Source organism: Candidatus Campbellbacteria bacterium (genome assembly GCA_034521025.1).
Taxonomy (GTDB): domain Bacteria; phylum Patescibacteriota; class Minisyncoccia; order Phycocordibacterales; family JAXHMZ01; genus JAXHMZ01.
In genome coordinates this window covers 47,326-65,352 of sequence record JAXHMZ010000003.1, presented here as the reverse complement: position 1 = coordinate 65,352, position 18,027 = coordinate 47,326, and the positions used below count along the sequence as shown (strand labels likewise).

General features: G+C 41.6%; 19 protein-coding genes and 1 tRNA gene. 8 read left to right on the top strand and 12 right to left on the bottom strand.

Annotated features, from left to right (window positions below):
* Nucleotides 1–49: 49 nt before the first annotated feature.
* The 10 genes from lysS to U5L75_00975 form a co-directional block, all read right to left on the bottom strand.
* Nucleotides 50–1,513 (bottom strand): lysine--tRNA ligase, encoded by a 1,464-nt coding sequence (gene lysS, locus U5L75_01020; protein MDZ7726146.1) that lies wholly within the window; start codon nucleotides 1,511–1,513, stop codon nucleotides 50–52.
* 5 nt (nucleotides 1,514–1,518) lie between these two features.
* Entirely contained in the window at nucleotides 1,519–1,983 is a 465-nt protein-coding gene (greA, locus tag U5L75_01015; protein ID MDZ7726145.1) for a transcription elongation factor GreA, read from the bottom strand.
* Nucleotides 1,984–2,061: 78 nt separating this feature from the next.
* On the bottom strand, nucleotides 2,062–3,738 hold the full coding sequence (locus U5L75_01010) for a penicillin-binding transpeptidase domain-containing protein (GenBank protein ID MDZ7726144.1): 1,677 nt from the start codon (nucleotides 3,736–3,738) through the stop codon (nucleotides 2,062–2,064).
* Between the two features lie 33 nt (nucleotides 3,739–3,771).
* Nucleotides 3,772–4,551: a rod shape-determining protein MreC gene (mreC, locus tag U5L75_01005; GenBank protein ID MDZ7726143.1), complete on the bottom strand. Its 780-nt coding sequence runs from the start codon at nucleotides 4,549–4,551 to the stop codon at nucleotides 3,772–3,774.
* Nucleotides 4,532–5,605: a rod shape-determining protein gene (locus U5L75_01000; protein MDZ7726142.1), complete on the bottom strand. Its 1,074-nt coding sequence runs from the start codon at nucleotides 5,603–5,605 to the stop codon at nucleotides 4,532–4,534. Before U5L75_01000 ends, mreC begins: the two co-directional genes overlap by 20 nt.
* Before the next feature lie 4 nt (nucleotides 5,606–5,609).
* Entirely contained in the window at nucleotides 5,610–6,863 is a 1,254-nt protein-coding gene (locus U5L75_00995) for an aminoacyl--tRNA ligase-related protein (protein ID MDZ7726141.1), read from the bottom strand.
* Between the two features lie 5 nt (nucleotides 6,864–6,868).
* Complete coding sequence (gene rseP / locus U5L75_00990; protein ID MDZ7726140.1) at nucleotides 6,869–7,972, bottom strand: RIP metalloprotease RseP; 1,104 nt, start codon at nucleotides 7,970–7,972, stop codon at nucleotides 6,869–6,871.
* A 3-nt stretch (nucleotides 7,973–7,975) separates the two neighbouring features.
* Complete coding sequence (gene frr, locus U5L75_00985) at nucleotides 7,976–8,530, bottom strand: ribosome recycling factor (GenBank protein ID MDZ7726139.1); 555 nt, start codon at nucleotides 8,528–8,530, stop codon at nucleotides 7,976–7,978.
* Nucleotides 8,531–8,581: 51 nt separating this feature from the next.
* Nucleotides 8,582–9,247, bottom strand: a complete 666-nt coding sequence (locus U5L75_00980) for a hypothetical protein (GenBank protein ID MDZ7726138.1) — start codon at nucleotides 9,245–9,247, stop codon at nucleotides 8,582–8,584.
* The gene (locus tag U5L75_00975; GenBank protein ID MDZ7726137.1) at nucleotides 9,244–10,257 is read right to left on the bottom strand and encodes a rod shape-determining protein; all 1,014 of its coding nucleotides are present in this window, start codon (nucleotides 10,255–10,257) and stop codon (nucleotides 9,244–9,246) included. Before U5L75_00975 ends, U5L75_00980 begins: the two co-directional genes overlap by 4 nt.
* 148 nt (nucleotides 10,258–10,405) lie before the next feature.
* Between U5L75_00975 and U5L75_00970 the strand changes: the two genes are divergently transcribed.
* From U5L75_00970 to fmt, 5 genes are all read left to right on the top strand, one after another.
* Nucleotides 10,406–11,923: a UDP-N-acetylglucosamine 1-carboxyvinyltransferase gene (locus U5L75_00970; GenBank protein ID MDZ7726136.1), complete on the top strand. Its 1,518-nt coding sequence runs from the start codon at nucleotides 10,406–10,408 to the stop codon at nucleotides 11,921–11,923.
* Nucleotides 11,924–12,025: 102 nt separating this feature from the next.
* Nucleotides 12,026–12,859 (top strand): hypothetical protein, encoded by an 834-nt coding sequence (locus tag U5L75_00965; protein ID MDZ7726135.1) that lies wholly within the window; start codon nucleotides 12,026–12,028, stop codon nucleotides 12,857–12,859.
* Between the two features lie 72 nt (nucleotides 12,860–12,931).
* A complete protein-coding gene (locus U5L75_00960) occupies nucleotides 12,932–14,851 on the top strand; it encodes a hypothetical protein (protein MDZ7726134.1) in 1,920 nt (639 codons plus the stop codon).
* A 12-nt stretch (nucleotides 14,852–14,863) separates the two neighbouring features.
* The gene (gene def / locus U5L75_00955; GenBank protein MDZ7726133.1) at nucleotides 14,864–15,400 is read left to right on the top strand and encodes a peptide deformylase; all 537 of its coding nucleotides are present in this window, start codon (nucleotides 14,864–14,866) and stop codon (nucleotides 15,398–15,400) included.
* Entirely contained in the window at nucleotides 15,393–16,259 is an 867-nt protein-coding gene (gene fmt, locus U5L75_00950; protein MDZ7726132.1) for a methionyl-tRNA formyltransferase, read from the top strand. The genes def and fmt overlap by 8 nt, the downstream gene beginning before the upstream one ends.
* Nucleotides 16,260–16,263: 4 nt before the next feature.
* On the opposite strand, the gene raiA is transcribed toward fmt, so the two are convergent.
* The gene (gene raiA / locus U5L75_00945; GenBank protein ID MDZ7726131.1) at nucleotides 16,264–16,638 is read right to left on the bottom strand and encodes a ribosome-associated translation inhibitor RaiA; all 375 of its coding nucleotides are present in this window, start codon (nucleotides 16,636–16,638) and stop codon (nucleotides 16,264–16,266) included.
* Nucleotides 16,639–16,649: 11 nt separating this feature from the next.
* Nucleotides 16,650–16,865, bottom strand: coding sequence for a DUF167 family protein (locus U5L75_00940; protein ID MDZ7726130.1), 216 nt, complete (start codon nucleotides 16,863–16,865; stop codon nucleotides 16,650–16,652).
* A 140-nt stretch (nucleotides 16,866–17,005) separates the two neighbouring features.
* Here U5L75_00940 and U5L75_00935 point away from each other — a divergent pair.
* The 3 genes from U5L75_00935 (at nucleotide 17,006) to U5L75_00925 (ending at nucleotide 18,011) form a co-directional block, all read left to right on the top strand.
* A tRNA-Asn gene (locus U5L75_00935) sits at nucleotides 17,006–17,077 on the top strand.
* Between the two features lie 78 nt (nucleotides 17,078–17,155).
* Nucleotides 17,156–17,347, top strand: a complete 192-nt coding sequence (locus U5L75_00930) for a hypothetical protein (protein MDZ7726129.1) — start codon at nucleotides 17,156–17,158, stop codon at nucleotides 17,345–17,347.
* 226 nt (nucleotides 17,348–17,573) lie between these two features.
* Nucleotides 17,574–18,011, top strand: coding sequence for a hypothetical protein (locus U5L75_00925; GenBank protein MDZ7726128.1), 438 nt, complete (start codon nucleotides 17,574–17,576; stop codon nucleotides 18,009–18,011).
* Nucleotides 18,012–18,027 lie beyond the last annotated feature (16 nt).

The window sequence follows — 18,027 nt, the reverse complement described above, 5'->3', positions numbered from 1 at the left end:
TCCCACCTTTGCGGGGAGGGATATCAAATTTGTTTTTGTTAGGGCTTAGTTAAGCGTTACTTTGTGGTTTCATCAGAGGAAAAGTAGCCACTTCCCGAATTGGTCTGTCGGCAAGGAAAGCAAATAATCTTTCTCCGAATCCAAAACCAAACGTTGGAGGAATTCCGTACTCCAGTGCTTCCACGAATTCCCAATCCGGCATCATTGCTTCATCGTCTCCTCTGTCTATGAGTTTTTGCTGTGCCTCGAAGCGCTCCCTTTGCTCTTCAGGATCATTGAGCTCGGAGAAACCGTTACCTAGCTCGCTTCCCGCTAGGATGATCTGGAAACGTTCGGTAAGTTCCTGATTATCTTTGTGAGCTTTTGATAAAGGAGAAACCAGACTTGGGTGATTAACTAGAAAAGCAGGTCCGGAGATCTTCTTGCGGCAATACTTCCACAATGAATCCACTAATCGTTCATAGGTTTTGCCGTCGTAGTGTACATTTAGTTCACTAAGTTTATTTTCGATAGTTTTACTGTCCGCTTCTAAAATATCAATTCCCGTCTCTTTTTCTATTTCTGAACGATAGTCTATTTCTTTCCATTCGTCCGACAGATCAAATGTATATCCACGGGTGCTAAACTTAGTTTTACCAAAAACTTCCTTCGCTAGAGTTATGTACAATTCTTTTGCCAAATCCATTCCGTCGCGAAAACTAGCGTAGGCCCAGTAGCATTCCATGTTCGTGAACTCTTGAACGTGCTCCGGACTTGATCCTTCATTACGATACACGCGGCCGATCTCGAATGTTTTTTCAATACCGCTCGCCATCAATTTTTTCTGCCAGAGCTCACCCACTGATATGCGCAAGTAAGCGTTGAGGTCAAAATCCCTGTGGTAAGTTTCGAAAGGCGTGGCTTCGGCGCCTCCGGTTGTAACTTCAAGAGTCGGAGTTTCAACTTCGAGAAAATTTCTGCTTTCTAAAAAGTTTCTGGTTACTCTCCAAAACTTCGATTTTTTCTCAAGCAACTCACGAACTTCAGGATTGGTTAATATGTCCAAGTATCGCTTGCGGAGACGCTCCTCTTCATCCTTAAAGCCGTAATAGTCTTTGGGGACGGGCCTTAGGCTTTTAGTAAGCATGCGCCATTTGCTGGGCGTTAAACTTTCTATCCCCCTCTCTGTTTTTTCTGCCTTTCCAGTAAACTCTACAAAATCACTTTCATCTACCGTTTTTTCAAATAGCGAAAAAAGATCTTCACCCAGAACATCTTTTTTAAGGTATATCTGTATAGTCGTTGAGCCGTCAAGAAGATCACAGAATGCTATGGCACCGTGAGTGCGGATAGAGCGAATGCGACCGGCGATGGTCTTTTCTTCCCCGCTTTTTTCAAATACCTCAAAGTCATTCAAAAAGTCATCGATAGAAATATCTCGATTGCTGACAGCCGGATAGGGGTCCATCCCAGCGTCCTTCAAAGCAGAGATCTTTTCTAACCTATCCTTTTTTATTTCCTCTAAAGAAGCCATAGGTATTACTCAATATCCATAAGTTTATAAGTTGTTTCACCGTTGGGGGTTCTAACAGTGAATTCATCTCCTTTCTTTTTGCCCATAACCGCGGCGCCGATTGGAGAATGATAGGAAAGCTTACCGTTGTCGATGTCTGATTCCTCGCTGCTAACAATAGTAAAGGTGCGTTTCTTTTTGTCTTCTTTATTTTGAATGGTGATCTTGGACCCAGCTTGCGCTATGTCACTCCTTCCCTTTGAAGAAATAACTACAGCGGATTTCAGCATAGATTCTAGTTCCACAATGCGAGCTTCTATCTTTGCTTGGTTGTCTCGCGCTTCATGATATTCGGCGTTCTCGGATAAGTCTCCGAGAGATTTAGCATACTCTAGTGCCTCGGTAACTTTCTTACGTTCTACGTTTTTTAAATTGTCCAACTCTGCCTTAAGCTCTTGAAACTTTTCTGGACTGAGATACTCCTGTTGCATATTTATAGTTATGAGATGATTTTTAGATATTTCACTACTAGAAAATCCTACCGATAAATAAAGATTACGTCAAACCAGCTAGTCAGAGCCAGTCGTTGTATATTCCGGTTTTTCTTTAATCAACCACTGAAAAAAAGAACGCATATTTGGAGCGGCGCCAAAACTATTAGATTCGTCTACGTGATCAAGTAATACGGCAAACGCGTACTTAGGCTCGTCATAAGGAAAATAACCAACAACCCAAGAATTTTCATATCCCTTCTCAAAACCAACTTCGGCGGTTCCTGTTTTTGCCGCTATTGATAATTCCGGAAACTTTAACGATCTAACTATTTTATCTGTTACACCGAGCCGCATCCCTTCTCTGACGACCTGCAAGTCTTTTTCAGCTATATCAAGCTCCTTTTTTTCAAGCAGAAGTGAGTCTGAGATCCTTGGGGTCAATAAGGTGCCTCCATTTGCTATGGCGGCGGTGGCTCTGACTGCTTGTATGGGAGTAACCAAAAAGCCGTATTGTCCTATGGAAGTATTATAAGTGTCACCAAGAAACCAACTTTCACTCTCAAAGGTTTCTCTTTTCCACTCTCTGCTTGGTACCACTCCTACGGCTTCTGATCCCAATTCAATGCCGGTTTTTTCGCCGAAGCCAAAAAGATGCATATACTCATAAATTCTATCAATTCCTAAGCCCTCTTGGTCTTCATGTCCTCCGCCTATGGTGTAGAAATATTCGTTTGAAGAAACAGCTAGAGCCTCACGCATATCTACAGCTCCGTGTGCTTGCCAGTCACGAAAAACGTATACATCCTCCGGGTCATATGGGCTTTCTATTTGTATTGAACCGTCACTAAATATTGTTTTGTTTGGATTGATTATATTTTCGTTTAGGGCCGCGGTCGCAATGAAGGGCTTTACAATTGATCCGGGCGTGAAGCTTCCGTTTAGCGCTCGATTGAGGTAGGGTTTGGCTGGATTTTCAGAGTATTTTTCGATCTCTTCTTCATTTTTACCGTCGGAGAGAACATTTGAGTCAGTTTCCGGATAATTACTAAGAGCTAAGATCTCACCGGAGTCGATATCCATTATCACAGCGGAGCCACCTCTAAAGCCATATTCTTCCGTGGCGCTTTTGATCTCTTCGTAAAGTTTGTTTGATATTTCCGCGTCGATAGAAAGCTCCACTTCACCGCCGGGTTCGGGCTCTTTTATTAAGTTCTTAGATACAACTTCATACTTCACGTTAGTTTCTATAATTCTTGTTCCGTTATTGCCACGTAGTTGTCTTTCAAAAACCGACTCTGCTCCGGCTAGGCCGATATGGTGGGTTCTATAATATATCCCGCTTTTATCTTTTGCCGGTGGTTTTGTGTACCCCAAAATATGCCCCATACCTCCTAGTTCGGTGTATTGCCTTTTAGCATGATCACTACCGTTAGAGGACTTTTCATTCCAAGCCAGTTTTTCTCCGTTGCGATCATAAATAATACCTCTTTCAGCGGGTATAAGAGAATGCTGTAGGCGATTGTTTTCACTACGTTCTTTATATTCTTTTCCCTCTACGATCTGTAGATTAAAAAGTTTAAACGAAAATATGGCAAATATTGCGACCGTAATTAGAATAAGTATCTGTAATGAAGACGTCCGTATAGGCTTCTCCAGTCTGGAATCAGATTCTGACTGATCTTCCAAACTCTCTGAGTCCAACAACACTTCATGCGGGTCTATTTGAAAATTGTTCTTGTTTTTTCTCTTCATATTTACTAACCAGTTGTAGTTAACACTCTTGTTCTACTCAACGATCTCCACAAACACCCAAGATACCTCAAAAACATTGATCGGTAATTTACCGCGAACTAATTGAAACGCGTCGGTCTCGCCTGATTCAACTGACTCTATAGAAGCTATTACGGTAGAATCAAGCGCGGGTTTAGTAACTAAAGCTCCCTCTTCTATATCAAGAAATCGAGGTGCCTGAATTGCAATGGAGCCACCTCCCGTACCCTCAGCTACTACAAGTGTGCCGTTGCCGTCTATTTCTACCGGAGTTCTTTCCCCGGGTGACGAATATAATCTGACATTTGCGGACGACTCCAAAACCTTTTCTATATAACCGATTTCGTTACTACTGGAAGACAGCACGGCGTCTCCTTTTTCGACCCCATCTTCTCTTCCCATATCTATTATTAGTGTATCAAAAGAAGTTATTGGCGGCCGTGAAATTACTCGGGTTATAGTTAGATCATCACCGGATTCACTTTTTCGCCCCAGCATTTCTTTTAGCATTTCGTTTTCAATCGCAAGGAGAGCTTTTGAGCGATTCTCTCTAGCCAACTTTTCATTCTCGAATGTAAGTTCTGCTACTTTCTCAATTAATTCGTCTTTGTCTTGAAATTTTTTAAGAAAGTCACCACTGGCTTGGTTGACATTTGCGCCCAAAGCGAGAACTGGCGAAAAAGCATTATTCAGAGCGTTACGACCGAACGCTACAGAAATTATTATGAGAACAAACAATAAAGATATGAGAGAGATAGCAGCTACCCTGGTTCTTTTATTCAGTCGGTTGCTCATCGTCGTTTTGTATTAAAATTTCTTTATAGCGATCAAAGTCGTTCAAAACTATTCCCGTGCCGCGAGCCACAGTAGTTAGTGGGTCATCAGTTAGATAAAACGGTACTTTGATAAAACTCTCAAGTACCGAGTCCAGGCCTCGTAAAAGAGCACCTCCGCCTGTAATATATATGCCTCTTTTCATTATGTCTGACATAACTTCAGGTGGCATCGTTTCTACAACGTTTTTTACGGCCTCAATTAGTTTTTCAATTGAAACCAGAATGGCTTCTTTAACATCTGAATCTGTCACCTCTATTTCTTTGGGTAGCCCAGTAACTAAGTCGCGTCCGCGTGCCTTGGCTGAGAGCGGCTTTTTTTCGTCAACTACCGACCCAAGTTCTATTTTTATATTCTCGGCAGTTTTTTCTCCGATCTGCAATTTATATTTTTCTTTCAGAAATCGAATTATGTCTTGGTTCAAGTGGTCGCCCGCAACGCGCAAATTTTTAGATTGCACGATGCCTCCCAGTGAGATCACCGCGATATCGGTCGTTCCACCACCGATATCTACTACCATATTGCCGTTTGCTTCGAGTACTGGTAGACCTATACCTATAGCCGCGGCCATTGGCTCTTCAATGATATTGACCGACCTGGCACCTGCGTTTTTTGCCGCGTCTCGGACGGCTCTAATTTCTACGTTTGTAATACCGGAAGGCACCCCGACAAGGACGCGCGGAGGTATGAAACTTGAGGTGTGTTCTCGTGCCCTGCGTAATAAGTGAGCAAGCATCTCCTCGGCAATCTCAAAATCAGATATGACGCCGTCTACCAAGGGATTGATCGCCTCAATATGAGCCGGCGTACGACCCACCATTTCTCTTGCTTTTTTACCGACAGCGACTACGCGGCCTGTTTTCTTATTTACAGCCACAACCGAAGGTTCATCTATAACTATTCCCTTAGGGTGTACGTAGACTAAAGTATTGGCGGTTCCTAGATCGATCCCGATATCATTACGAAAACTGAAACGTAAGCCCCAAGAGCGTTTTCCTGTATTTTCATTTGCCATATAATTAATTGACTAAGATAGACAGCAGTTCTTCCTCGGTCATTTCTCGAGAGCCCCCCGTTGCTCGCTCTGTGTATTCAATGAGATCGCTCTCCAAAAATTTTTTGCCAATAGTGATCCTGTGAGGTATTCCGATGAGATCTGAATCAGCAAATTTTTCTCCTGCGCTAATATTTCTATCGTCAAAAAGCACCTCGATATTTTTGTTTGTTAATTCTTTATATATCTGATTAGCAGCTCTACTCTGCTCTTTGTTCTCAGTGTCTACTAAAATTATATGTGCTTTGAAGGGTGCGATAGAATCTGGCCATACCATTCCTTTTTCATCTGAAAATATCTCTACTACCGCCCCTACTAATCTACCGGGTCCGATTCCGTATGAGCCCATAGTTACCGGCCTTTTTTCGCCTGATTCATCGTTATAGAACAAATCCATTGCTTCGGCGTACTTAGTGCCTAGAGGGAAAATATTTCCCACTTCTATTGCTTTTTCTTTTACTAAGTTTTCTTTTTTAAGGTCGAGCTCTTCTAAAACCGAGTCTTCGTAGACCTCTTCGTTAACGGCTATATTCTTATCTTTGTCGATGTAAATAATGTCTTCACCCGCGTCCGATATCGTTTGAAACTCATCACTGAACTTACTGAATGAGCCACCGCTTGCGAATGTTCGATAAGTCTTATCACCCACTCCGACGCGCGAAAAGATACGTGCGTATGCTTGAGCACACTCTTCGTAAAATTCGCGAAAATTTTCCTCGTTTTTATTGAAGGAGTAGAGATCCTTCATTTTGAACTCACGACCGCGCATAATTCCTGATTTTGCGCGCAACTCATTTCTGAATTTTGTTTGAAACTGGTAAGCATAAACAGGAAGATCTTTATACGAACGAATATGTTCAACCATTAGTTTTGCTATTGGTTCTTCATGTGTTGTTGCTAAACCTATCTCAGAGTCATTGGCTAGTTTTGTCTTAAACCAAACGTCGATGGCTTCGTCGTCCCAGCGCCCAGATCTTTGCCAGATCTCTGGATCCTGAAGCGAGGTTAGAAACAATTCCTGACCACCTATCGAGTTCATTTCCTCGCGAATAATATTTTCAACTTTATTCAAAACCCTTAAGCCAAGAGGCAAATAAGAATATACACCGGCCATGACCTTTTCAATAAAGCCGGCTTGTATCAAGAGTCTCGCATTTTTACTCGCTTCATCTTTTGGAGCCTCTTTTCTAGTTTTTGTAAAAAGTTGGGATTGCCTCATAGTGCCTACATAAATAGATTACGTATGTCATTAACCGATACTACTATTATCAAGAGGATCAATAAAGCGAATCCAATACCGTTTGCGATCATCTGAGTACGAGGACTCATTGGAGATCCTTTCAACGCCTCTATCCAAACAAAGAGGATCCTACCGCCGTCGAGAGCCGGTACGGGTAAGAGGTTAATTATCGCAAGGTTAATAGAAATGATCGCGGTGAAAGAAAGTAGATACACAAAACCGACCGCGTAAGCGTCTCCTACTAAGCTAACTATGCCGATTGGACCAGCCACATTAGAAAGGTCCCCTTCTCCTTGAAAAAGACCCGCAATTAAAGATCCCAGTCCCTGAACGGTCATCACCGTCGCGTTTCCGGTCCAAATCGCTCCATTGTATAACGCCAGATGGGGAGGATATTTAACAACAGAAATATTAGACGACGCTATGCCGATCATTCTCTTATCCTTTTCTTCGCCTTCTAAATTAGTTGTTGGAGATATGTCTATTTCTCTCTCTTCCCCGCTTCGACTTATTAGGAGTGTGATGTTTTCGCTGTCAGTGCCTTCTATGAAACTGCTTATGTTTTGAGCGTTGGTTATCTCTTCTGTATTACTCCCGTCGCTAATAGATATGAGCTCATCACCCGGAAGAACTTCAGCCTTTTCAGCCGGTGAATCCGGCAATACTTGTGTGATGATCACTCCTTCATCGACTACATATTGCTCGTTTATATCTTGATCAGCCGTAGGATAGCCGACCATAAAAGCGATAGAAAGCAAAACCCACGCCAGTATCATATTCATAATGACACCGGCCGCTAATATAAAAGTTTTTGTTAAGGAGCCCTTGAAAGCAAAACTCTTATTCTTTTCTTCTTCTGTTACATCTTCCTCGACTCCGTTCTCTCCTTGTAGTCGTACATATCCGCCAATGGGAAGGGCGTTTATGGCGTACTCTGTTTCACCTTTTTTTATTTTAGATATGTTTGGAGGGAAACCTAACGCGAATTCATAAACTCTGACACCGCTCTTTTTTGCAGCAATAAAATGCCCAAGTTCATGGATAAAAATAAGTAAGCCAAGTACTAATAAGAATATTATGAATGACATAAATTAAGTTGAGAGTATTTCGTTCTCTTTCCTTTCAAAAATTTCGCTGAGATCTTGATTTTTTTCGTCTACTTGCTTTTGTAGTTGCTCTTTGAGGCTGAAAGCTTCATCTTCGCTTATTTCGCTTGATTTTTCCAGGTCCTGAATTTCTTTCAGCGTGTCTTCTCTTTCTCCTCTTACTGCAATCCGTGCCTGCTCAAGACGATCTTTGGCTAATTTAACGAATTTTTCCTTTTGTTCAGTTGTTACCTCAGGAAAGAATATTCTAACCCCACTATCGTCGGTAGCAATAGAAAGGCCTAGGTCTCTGTCGCGAATTGCTTTTTCAACCGCCTTTATTTGATTTTTGTCCCAAACGTTAACTCTTAATGCCCTAGATCCTTCTAGGGAAATATTTGCTACTTGATTCAATGGAAGTCTAGCACCGTGGACTTCTACGGTTACGGAATCAAGTACGGTCGGCGAAGCTTGCCCGGTGCGAATGCTAGCCAACTCTTTTTTTAACCACTCTTCTGTGTTGTTAAGTGATCTTCTAAATGTGTCAAAAGAATAACTCATACTGGGGTATTATAGCAGAATCAGGCCATTGTTGGAACTTTAAGTCTCTTTTTACGAATGGTTTACCACAGGCAGTGTCAAAGCAAGCTCTTCTAGTATGTATTTTGTGGCCGGAGTACCCGATAAGGCCCGCCTTTTGTAATCTATAAATTTTTTATAATCTATGCTCGGCGCTCTAATATATTTCCTTTCTGCAGAAATTTCCTTCTCTAGGTTTAGAAAAAAGGCGGATATTTGTGATCTATCTTTCAAAATCTCGGCTGTTTTTTCCAGACGTTCCTTGAAAGATCTAGATAAAAAGTGATCAAAGACCACCTCGTCTTCTTCTATGGTTATGTCAATCTCTCTGCATCGCGAGCGAATGGTCGGTAGAAGTATTTGCGAGTGTGGTATCAAAAATATCAAATGCGTCCTTTCGGTTGGTTCCTCCAATACCTTTAGTAACGCGTTTTGTGCTTCAAGGGTAATTGAAGAAAAATTGACCAACAGTATGCGTCGTTCATCTGGTCTGTTTTTGTTTACTTGAGTTGTTTTTAGCTGCCTTGCTATTTCGATTGTGAAAGTTTCATTTAAAAAATGAAAAACTGTGATCGTCTCTTCTCTAAAGAACGAATGGATATCTTCTTCTAAACCAACTAGATCGTTGTCGGTGATCGTTTTGCCATCCAAAGTTGAAAGAAAGGCGTGTTGGTCGACCGGTAAATGCGTGATCCTCATCGCTTTGTGATTATGCTTTTCTTATAAGTATTCAAGTGCTCTAGTGCGACTCCGGTACCCTTCGCAACACAAAATAGCGGATCATTGGCCAACGTTGCTTTTACTCCGGTTCTGTCATGCACCAACTCCGGAAGTTTTCTTAAAAGTGATGAGCCGCCAGTCATCGTAATCCCTCTGTCAATAATATCTGCTGCCAATTCAGGAGGGGTTTCTTGCAATACATCTTTGATCGCTTTAATGATCTCCGAGAGTTCAGTTTCGATTGCCTCGGCGATCGCGTTAGATCGAACTGAAACAGTTCTCGGCAAACTGGTTTCAAAATCACTACCTTTAACTTCCATGGTTAATTCTTTGCTCAGGTGTTTAGCAGTGCCGATTTTAATTTTAATTTCTTCGGCTGTTTTTTCTCCTATCGAAAGGTTATGTTCGCGTTTGATGTGCTTTATTATGCTGGCGTCGATTCTGTTTCCCGCGCATTTTATCGAAGTGGAGGCAACAATACCGCCAAGCGATATTACGGCTACATCGGTCGTGCCTCCACCAATATCTACAATGATATGACCGCCGGCTTCTTGAATCGGAATGCCGGCTCCGATGGCTGCTAGTATCGGCTCTTTTACAATATAGACGTTGCCGGCTCCGGCTTTTAGCGCCGCTTCTATTACCGCCCTTCTTTCAGTTGAAGTAACGCCGGCCGGAACTGAAACCATTATTTCGGGCTTGAATGGATTCCATGAGCCGACGGCCTTTCGGATATAATACCTCAGCATTGCCTCGGTGATCTTATAATCAGCGATAACACCATCTTTTAGAGGATGATGAGCCACAATGGTTTCCGGTGTGCGGCCTATCATGTCTTTAGCTTCGAGACCCACTGCCAAAACCTTGCTTTCGCCTTCGATGATCGCGACAACCGAAGGTTCGTTTAGTACGATCCCTCTTCCTTTAATGAAGACGAGCGTGTTGGCGGTGCCCAGGTCTATTCCCAGTTTAGGTGATAAGGGTGACATAAGTTAGTAATATAGTAAGCTTCTTTAGCTATTTTTTCAAATTACTCTGCCGTCTCTTTAATAAACAGAGATCAAGTTTTCCACAAAAAAACTTAAAATATATAGCATAGATGCTATACTCCTAGAGTTATCACTTGAAATTTAATTAATGACTGGAACCGCAAACTTAACCCATATAGGAAGCCTAATTAGAAATCTTCGAAAAGAACGCGATCTAACTCAATCGGATTTGGCGAGAAAGCTTTCTACCACACAAAGCGTGGTGGCGAGAATCGAAAATGGCGAACAAAATTTATCGGCCGAAATGCTATCCAAGATCAGCAAGGCTTTAGACAGAGATATAGTTGTTGTCTCTAAAGGCGCTTTAAATATTCAGGTTGAAGGTGGGCGAAAACTTAAAGGCAAAATAGAAACCAGGACCTCAAAGAATGCTACTGTAGCGCTTATGTCTGCGGCGCTATTGAACAACAGTACAACCACGCTTAAAAATATCCCTAAAATTGAAGAGGTTTATCGCTTGGCCGAAGTTCTTGAGAGTTTGGGCGCATCGGTTAAGTGGCACGAAAACGACCTTTCGATCACTCCTCCTGAAAATTTCAATCTCGATAACCTTAATACGGAGTCCGCCGCCAAAACCAGGAGCATCATTATGTTCATTGCTCCCTTTTTGCATCGATTTAAAAAATTTACTTTACCGGAACCGGGCGGTTGCAAGTTAGGGGCTCGTACTGTACGCCCTCATTTTTATGCTCTAGAAAATTTTGGAGTAAAATTTCAAGAGACCGACAACTCGTATCGTATATCGCACAGAGGTCTAAAACCTTCTGAAATTGTTTTGTATGAATCAGGCGATACGGTTACCGAAAATGCTATTATGACCGCCGCTAAGATACCCGGTGAGACAATAATAAAATATGCCTCGGCTAATTATCAGGTTCAGGATCTGTGTTTTTTCCTTGAAAGTTTGGGTGTAAAGATCGAAGGCATAGGATCTACTACTCTAAAGGTTAACGGTTTGGAGGAGATTGATATTCCTGTGACCTATCATGTGTCGGAAGACCCGATCGAGTCAATGTTCTTTTTGTCTTCGGCGATCGTTACAAAGTCTTCGATAATAATTGAGCGTTGCCCCATTGACTTTCTGGAGGTAGAGCTTCTAAAACTAGAGAAAATGGGCTTTAAATACAAAATAGTAAACAGATATAAGGCCAAAAACGGAAAAACTGACCTGGTTGATATCAAAACTTTCCCGTCTTCACTTAAGGCGCTTCCGGACAAATTGCACTCTCTCCCTTATCCGGGATTAAACCCCGACAATCTGCCCTTCTTTACTGTTATAGCCACACAGGCAGAAGGACAAACTTTGATACATGATTGGATGTACGAGAAAAGAGCCGTTTATTATAAGGACCTAGATAAACTTGGAGCTGATACGGTGCTTATGGATCAGCACAGACTTTATATAACAGGTCCAAGCAAACTACGCGGAGCTGAAGTGATCTGTCCCCCGGCACTCAGACCGGGCGCAGTGATTCTCATAGGAATGCTAGCCGCGAGCGGGGTTTCTACCCTGAGAAATATCTACAGTATAAACCGAGGATATGAAGATATCATTCTCCGACTTAATAATTTGGGAGCTAAAATAAAAGTGTTGCGGGAGTTCTAATTTCTGTCTGGGCGAACCTAGCAGATCAGGTCTCTATTTACAGCTCAATACTTTCTTGTACAATTGTGTTTATATTCAGCGTAAATAAACGATAAATTAAAGATGAAAAAACAAATTATTCCAGTAGCGGTTGTTATTGTGATCCTATTATCAGGTTTGGCACTCTGGTTTGGACTTAGAGGAAACGAAGGCTTGGGCGGAAACGACGGAGCAAATATAACTGTCTTTGCTCCGGCTGGAACCGAGATCATTGCCGTAAATACCGACGGAGTTGATGATGAAGACTCATCAGAAGGTAGCTCTGATTCTGATCCGAGATCTTTTAGTGTACCGGATTCGGGTGAACTTGGTATTGAACTAGAGCCCGGGAGCTACCAGCTTTTAGCCAATAGGGGCGAAGAATATTATCCTTGGAAAAAGGAGTTGGAAGTGAGCGAAGATACAAATACTGAATTTTACCCAATACTGTTTCCAACTGAGGCGGAACTTGAAGAAGTGGATTCAGCTGAAGTAGAGGAAGCGTTCTCAACGCCTGCTTCTCTGCCGAGAGAGCAATCTCCTCTAGCAAACAATTCTGAAAGCATCAATTTGTATGTGGACGCTGACACTATTTTTGCCGCCTGGGACGGCGAAGTAGATAACCTCCCTGAGTTTTTGTGTCCCGGTGAAAATGTAGAAGAGTGCCGAGTACAACCCGTGTTCAGTTTTCAGTCGGGCTCCGTTGAAAATCTAGACTTCTTTGGTGAATATGATCAAATGCTCATATTGGACCGCGGATCAGTTATTGCGGCTTTGGAGATCGATCGAAGAGGAACTCAAAACTATCAACCTGTATACGTTGATCCTACTCCTGCTACCGCCCCCGCTTTCCGCGTTGTTGACGGGGAGATATATATTTCAGACGGAGGTGAGATCTCCCGAGTGGTCCTAAATTAAATATCTTCACATTTATCGTAAGAGCAAACCTTGCCTGTACAGGCAGGGTTTGTTTTGTAATGATAAAATGGAATGAAACAAATGGAAGCAACTGAAAAAATGTTCGTGTTGGAAGTTATGCCTTTAGTAAGCGGTTTTCGTGAATCTTCCGTTACGTATTTTTCAATTCAACCATATGAACCGGGTGCGCTCATAACGGTACCCCTTAGAGCTAAAGATCGCTATGGAATAGTAGTTTCCGCCTCTTCGGTGAAAAAGTCCAAGGCAGAGATAAAAAACGCCAATTTTTCATTAAGAAAGATAAAAAAACAAACACCAAAGAAAATATTCAGATCCTCTTTTTTAAAAACAGTCCAAGAAGTTTCTGATTTTTACGCTACTTCTCCGGGCAGTGTCCTACATTCCCTAACACCAGTATCGGTGTTAGGTAACACCGATGTGGCTGAGGCCAAGGAAATGAACAGCAAGAAAAAACCGACCAAAAAATCTATTCAACGTCCATATGGGGAAAGAATTCAGGAGTACGCCGAGGAAATAAATAAAGTTTTTGATAAGGGCGAATCGGTAATGGTTCTTGCGCCTACCGTATACGGCGCAAAACGCATTACAGAAAAGCTAAAAGATCATTTTCCGGATTCGGCTTTCGAACTTTCATCTCGTCTTTCCGCGAAAAAACAACGAGAGACATGGAATTTTCTGGCCGAGCGCGAGAGTCCTACTGTTGTCGTACTTACCTCAAAGTTTCTTTCTCTTTCTTTACCTAAGCAGTCTCTTTATATTCTTGAGAACAGCGCCTCAGAGTCCTTTTTTAATATCAAAAGACCGCATTTGGATGCTCGCCTAGTTTTTGAACTTATGGCAAGCCAAAACGGTGGGCGTTTGCTGTTTGGCGACGTGTTCATTCCCCTTATACAAACTAAAAACAAGAATACAAAAGAATTAGATACTCTGTACTCAAAAGCAGACTCGGAGCTCATTAGTATGATTGAGGACGATAAAAAGTCGACTGCCAAGCAGAAATTTAAACTATTGTCAGAGGAGTTGATCAAAGCCACTGATGAAGCTCTAAAAGAAAACAAGAGAGTCTTTTGGTTCGTTTCAAGACGCGGTCTTTTCCCTTCTACTGTTTGTAGTGATTGTGGCAATGAATACACCTGTGAGAAATGTGGATCGTCCTTGGTCTTGCACAAAAAGCGAGACGAAGGAGAAGAAAAAAGAATTTTTATTTGCCATCGGTGCGGCAATCAGGAATCTGCTAACGCGCTATGTAGGAATTGTGAGAGTTGGCGGTTGGAGCCGCTGGGTATCGGAGTAGACCGAGTGGTCGAGGAAGCGACGAAGCATTTCGCTTCCCCGATCGTTTTTTCCGGCGACACTGCGACAACAAAAACTAAAACAAAAGAAATTTTAAAGAACATTTTTGAATCAGAAAAAAGTAGATTAATAATTGGAACCGATATAGCCCTACCTTATCTTGAAGAAAATAAAGTAGATGTATCAGGAATTGTATCTATTGATTCGCGTTTAGCTATACCGTCTTATACCTCTGAGGAAATGGCGTTGCGCACTATGCTTTCAATTCTTTCTCTAAGCAAAGAGAAGATGATCCTACAAACCAGACGTAAAGAACACCGCATATTTCCCCACTATAGAGGAATTGACTTAAATGAATTCAGAAAGGAGGAGTCAAAAATGAGGAAAGCGCTAGGGTATCCACCGTACAGCACTCTTGTGGAGTTAGCTATCAGTAAGAAAAAAAATGAAGCCATAAACACCAGAGAAAATATATCTATCAAGCTAAAAGAGTTGCTTGAAAAAAGTGAAGCTATATATTCCCCGGTACTACACGGTACAAAAAAACGAGGAATTTATAAGGCGGTTATACTACTAAAGTTAAGCCGTGATCTTAGGAAAGCACAGAAGATCAGGCGGTTTTTGCGCTCATTACCACCGGATATTGAAATATATGTAAATCCACAAAACTTGTGGTAGCATTACTTTTGAATGAAAGAAATACTGCAAAAAGACGAGGCCTTGTTGCGTAAATCGGCGCGCGAAGTTAAACCGGAAGAAATTTCTTCTGAGTATATTCGTGGTGTAATTAGAGATATGAAAGGAGCTATGGACAAAGAAGAAGATGCGGCCGCCATAGCCGCTCCTCAAATCGGTGAATTGGTCCGTATTTTTATTATCTCGAAACACATTTTACCCAATAATCAAGAAGGTCTCGCAAAAGACCTAGTATTTATAAACCCAAAACTTATTAAACACTCCAAAAAGACCAAGGTCGTGGAAGAGGGCTGTCTTTCTGTTCGCTGGCTCTATGGTGATGTTGAACGTTTCGAAAAGGCAACTGTCGAGGCATATGATGAGAACGGCAAGCGCATTGTGTATGGCGCCAGTGGAGTTATAGCGCAGGCCTTCCAGCACGAGCTGGATCACTTGGATGGAGTACTGTTCATTGATAAAGCAGACAATGTTAGAGATATTCCACCAGAATCACAATCAGAAGATAATCCTAAAGAACTTCTCCATGATTAATTCACCACGATTCGCGTTTTTTGGCACTCCGGATTTTTCCGTCCGAATTTTAAATATCCTCGAAGAACACGGGTTAGCCCCCGAGGTTGTAATAAGTTCCCCCGATAGGCCTCGTGGCAGAGGGCAAAAGCTACAACCCACTCCAGTGAAGAGCTGGGCACAGCAAAAAGAGATCCCGGTTCTAACTCCGGATAAATTAAACCAACCGGAATTTTTGGAGACACTGCGCGACTACGAACTTGATTGTAGTGTTGTCGCCGCTTACGGAAAGATAATACCTGAATCTGTACTTTCGACCCCTCGTTACGGCTCAATAAACGTTCATCCTTCACTCTTGCCAAAGTACCGTGGCGCATCCCCTATAGAGTCTCAAATTTTGGCAGACGAAGAAGATATAGGAGTAACCATAATGTTTATGGATGAGAAAATGGATCACGGTCCCATTCTTGCGCAAGAATCAATAAACAGGCCGAGCTCGATACCTGACGCGATAGAGCTGGAAAAAATACTCGCGGATTTAGGGGGAGAACTTTTGGCAGAATCTCTCATTTCATATATTGGTGGTGAAATTGATCCCAAGGAACAAGACCACGAGGAAGCTACTTATACTCCCAAGATCAAAAAAGAAGACGCCAAGATAAGTCTCTCCGATGATCCCTATCACAACTTTCTAAAAATAAGGGCGTATAAAAGATTTAGACCTCATTTCTTTGCTGAATTTAAAGGAAAGAATGTTCGAGTGGTGGTTACAAAAGTTGACTACAACAAAAAAGACAACAAGCTACTAATCGAGAAAGTAATACCCGAAGGAGCTAAAGAAATGGATTTCGAAGAATTTAAGAAGAGCGCTGATCTATAGAGATTTACTTCCCTCCTCTGATCCCTCGGATCATATTTTTAAATTTGAGAGCGCCTCGTCTAAAAAGATCGCGCTTCTTTTCTTTATTTCTCCTTAGTTCACGGATAATTTCATCCTTCATTTTGTCTATGGCCGCGTATAGCTCCGCATTTTCAGATACATATCGATAGAGATCACCTTTCACATTTACGTTTATTTCTGCGAAATATAGATCTTCACCGGAGCTATGATGGTTCGTGGTTTTGCCGATCTCTATATCTACGTTGGGTTCACTTTCATTTTTAGGAATAAATTTTTCTACATCTTTTAATTTCTCGTTTAGATAATCTCTGATCGGATCGGTCAGTTCCATATTAGTTGCCTTGATACGTGTTTTCATAGTTTTGTGTGTTAAGAATTAATCTCAAATATTTTGTTTTGCGATCTATGTCCCGCTACCATTTTTATCGAAGGATCAGAGTACAAATTCTTTAAAACTTCTGTTACTCGCCTATTTACCTTCCCTTGTTCAGCTTTTTCTCTGACGTATATTTCTAGCTTGTCAAAATCCTCTTTGTGAACTGACTCTTTTTTAGATCCCGGATATACTTTTACTTTCAGATGCATACCATTTCAGTTGTCTATATTTTAACAATTACACGCGAATAAACTAGTCTTTCCTTATCCAAAAAACTTTGGTACTATTGCGCATGCTTATGAGCAAGGATTGCTCATTTGCGGCTGTAGATTTATAATGCAAAAGATATTCCGTGGTAGCTCAGCGGTAGAGCAACCGGCTGTTAACCGGTAGGTCGCTGGTTCGAATCCAGCCCGCGGAGCTTGTTAAAAAATCGCCCAATGATTGTGATTTTTGTTAATTGACTCATTATATGCTGATGTTTTAATATACATTCGTTATGCATATACCCGAAAAACTTAAAACTCCAAAAGCAAAAGGAGTCGTTGCAACACTGTTTTTTATTGTTCTTCTTCTGGGCACACATTCACTTGATGGTCAGATCACAAGTAGTGAAGTCGGCGTTAACATAGCTATTGCCGTGGCGCTCGGCGTTGTTGTCTACAGCTCAGAAAAGAAAAACTGCTGTTAAGACAAAGTCAATCTGTTAGTTCCGCTCTACATTGCGGAACTTGAGCATGTAGAAGCCAGACCGAGCGGTGCATCAAGCAGTCAACCTGGCAGGTTGACTACTTTTATTACAAACTTTAGAACCGTCTTATTTTAATCAAGTTTTATATAAAGCGGTTTTTACTTGCTATTGGTTTCTTGTATACTTAAATTGTTATTCTAATTAGAGTTCAAACGTATATATAAATATGGAACACTCAGGTATAGAGAACTTCCCTCAAGGACAAGATAACAAAGAGGAAGAGTCTGAAAACATAACCACTCCCGAAGAAAACCTAGAAGAAAATCCGGAGGACAATGAGATAAAAGCCGAATCTGAACCCAATATTGACCACTGGGAAACCGCTAAGGTTATGCGTAAATTTGGTTTTACTGATATAAATGAGAATCCGATGATAATGAATCATCCCAATCTCGAAGAGATGAGAGATCAGGACTTTATGTATGGGTCCGAGGTTAATGACAAAGGAGAAACTATTACCACAATATGGAGAGACGGTTATTGTTGGGCACGGAAAGGAAGCTCTCCTAATTTAGCGGCAATTGAAGAAGAACTTGGGCAAACCCTCCGGTCTGGAGCGTTTCAACCACACAATTTGGAATTTGAGCATACAAATATCGAATGATTATTTATTAAAGAAT

What these genes read in the sequence shown, in the direction of transcription:
- lysS (MDZ7726146.1), bottom strand. Translation starts at nt 1,513, where the DNA reads ATGGCTTCTTTAGAGGAAATAAAAAAGGATAGGTTAGAAAAGATCTCT.
- greA (MDZ7726145.1), bottom strand. Translation starts at nt 1,983, where the DNA reads ATGCAACAGGAGTATCTCAGTCCAGAAAAGTTTCAAGAGCTTAAGGCA.
- U5L75_01010 (MDZ7726144.1), bottom strand. Translation starts at nt 3,738, where the DNA reads ATGAAGAGAAAAAACAAGAACAATTTTCAAATAGACCCGCATGAAGTG.
- mreC (MDZ7726143.1), bottom strand. Translation starts at nt 4,551, where the DNA reads ATGAGCAACCGACTGAATAAAAGAACCAGGGTAGCTGCTATCTCTCTC.
- U5L75_01000 (MDZ7726142.1), bottom strand. Translation starts at nt 5,605, where the DNA reads ATGGCAAATGAAAATACAGGAAAACGCTCTTGGGGCTTACGTTTCAGT.
- U5L75_00995 (MDZ7726141.1), bottom strand. Translation starts at nt 6,863, where the DNA reads ATGAGGCAATCCCAACTTTTTACAAAAACTAGAAAAGAGGCTCCAAAA.
- rseP (MDZ7726140.1), bottom strand. Translation starts at nt 7,972, where the DNA reads ATGTCATTCATAATATTCTTATTAGTACTTGGCTTACTTATTTTTATC.
- frr (MDZ7726139.1), bottom strand. Translation starts at nt 8,530, where the DNA reads ATGAGTTATTCTTTTGACACATTTAGAAGATCACTTAACAACACAGAA.
- U5L75_00980 (MDZ7726138.1), bottom strand. Translation starts at nt 9,247, where the DNA reads ATGAGGATCACGCATTTACCGGTCGACCAACACGCCTTTCTTTCAACT.
- U5L75_00975 (MDZ7726137.1), bottom strand. Translation starts at nt 10,257, where the DNA reads ATGTCACCCTTATCACCTAAACTGGGAATAGACCTGGGCACCGCCAAC.
- U5L75_00970 (MDZ7726136.1), top strand. Translation starts at nt 10,406, where the DNA reads ATGACTGGAACCGCAAACTTAACCCATATAGGAAGCCTAATTAGAAAT.
- U5L75_00965 (MDZ7726135.1), top strand. Translation starts at nt 12,026, where the DNA reads ATGAAAAAACAAATTATTCCAGTAGCGGTTGTTATTGTGATCCTATTA.
- U5L75_00960 (MDZ7726134.1), top strand. Translation starts at nt 12,932, where the DNA reads ATGAAACAAATGGAAGCAACTGAAAAAATGTTCGTGTTGGAAGTTATG.
- def (MDZ7726133.1), top strand. Translation starts at nt 14,864, where the DNA reads ATGAAAGAAATACTGCAAAAAGACGAGGCCTTGTTGCGTAAATCGGCG.
- fmt (MDZ7726132.1), top strand. Translation starts at nt 15,393, where the DNA reads ATGATTAATTCACCACGATTCGCGTTTTTTGGCACTCCGGATTTTTCC.
- raiA (MDZ7726131.1), bottom strand. Translation starts at nt 16,638, where the DNA reads ATGAAAACACGTATCAAGGCAACTAATATGGAACTGACCGATCCGATC.
- U5L75_00940 (MDZ7726130.1), bottom strand. Translation starts at nt 16,865, where the DNA reads ATGCATCTGAAAGTAAAAGTATATCCGGGATCTAAAAAAGAGTCAGTT.
- U5L75_00930 (MDZ7726129.1), top strand. Translation starts at nt 17,156, where the DNA reads ATGCATATACCCGAAAAACTTAAAACTCCAAAAGCAAAAGGAGTCGTT.
- U5L75_00925 (MDZ7726128.1), top strand. Translation starts at nt 17,574, where the DNA reads ATGGAACACTCAGGTATAGAGAACTTCCCTCAAGGACAAGATAACAAA.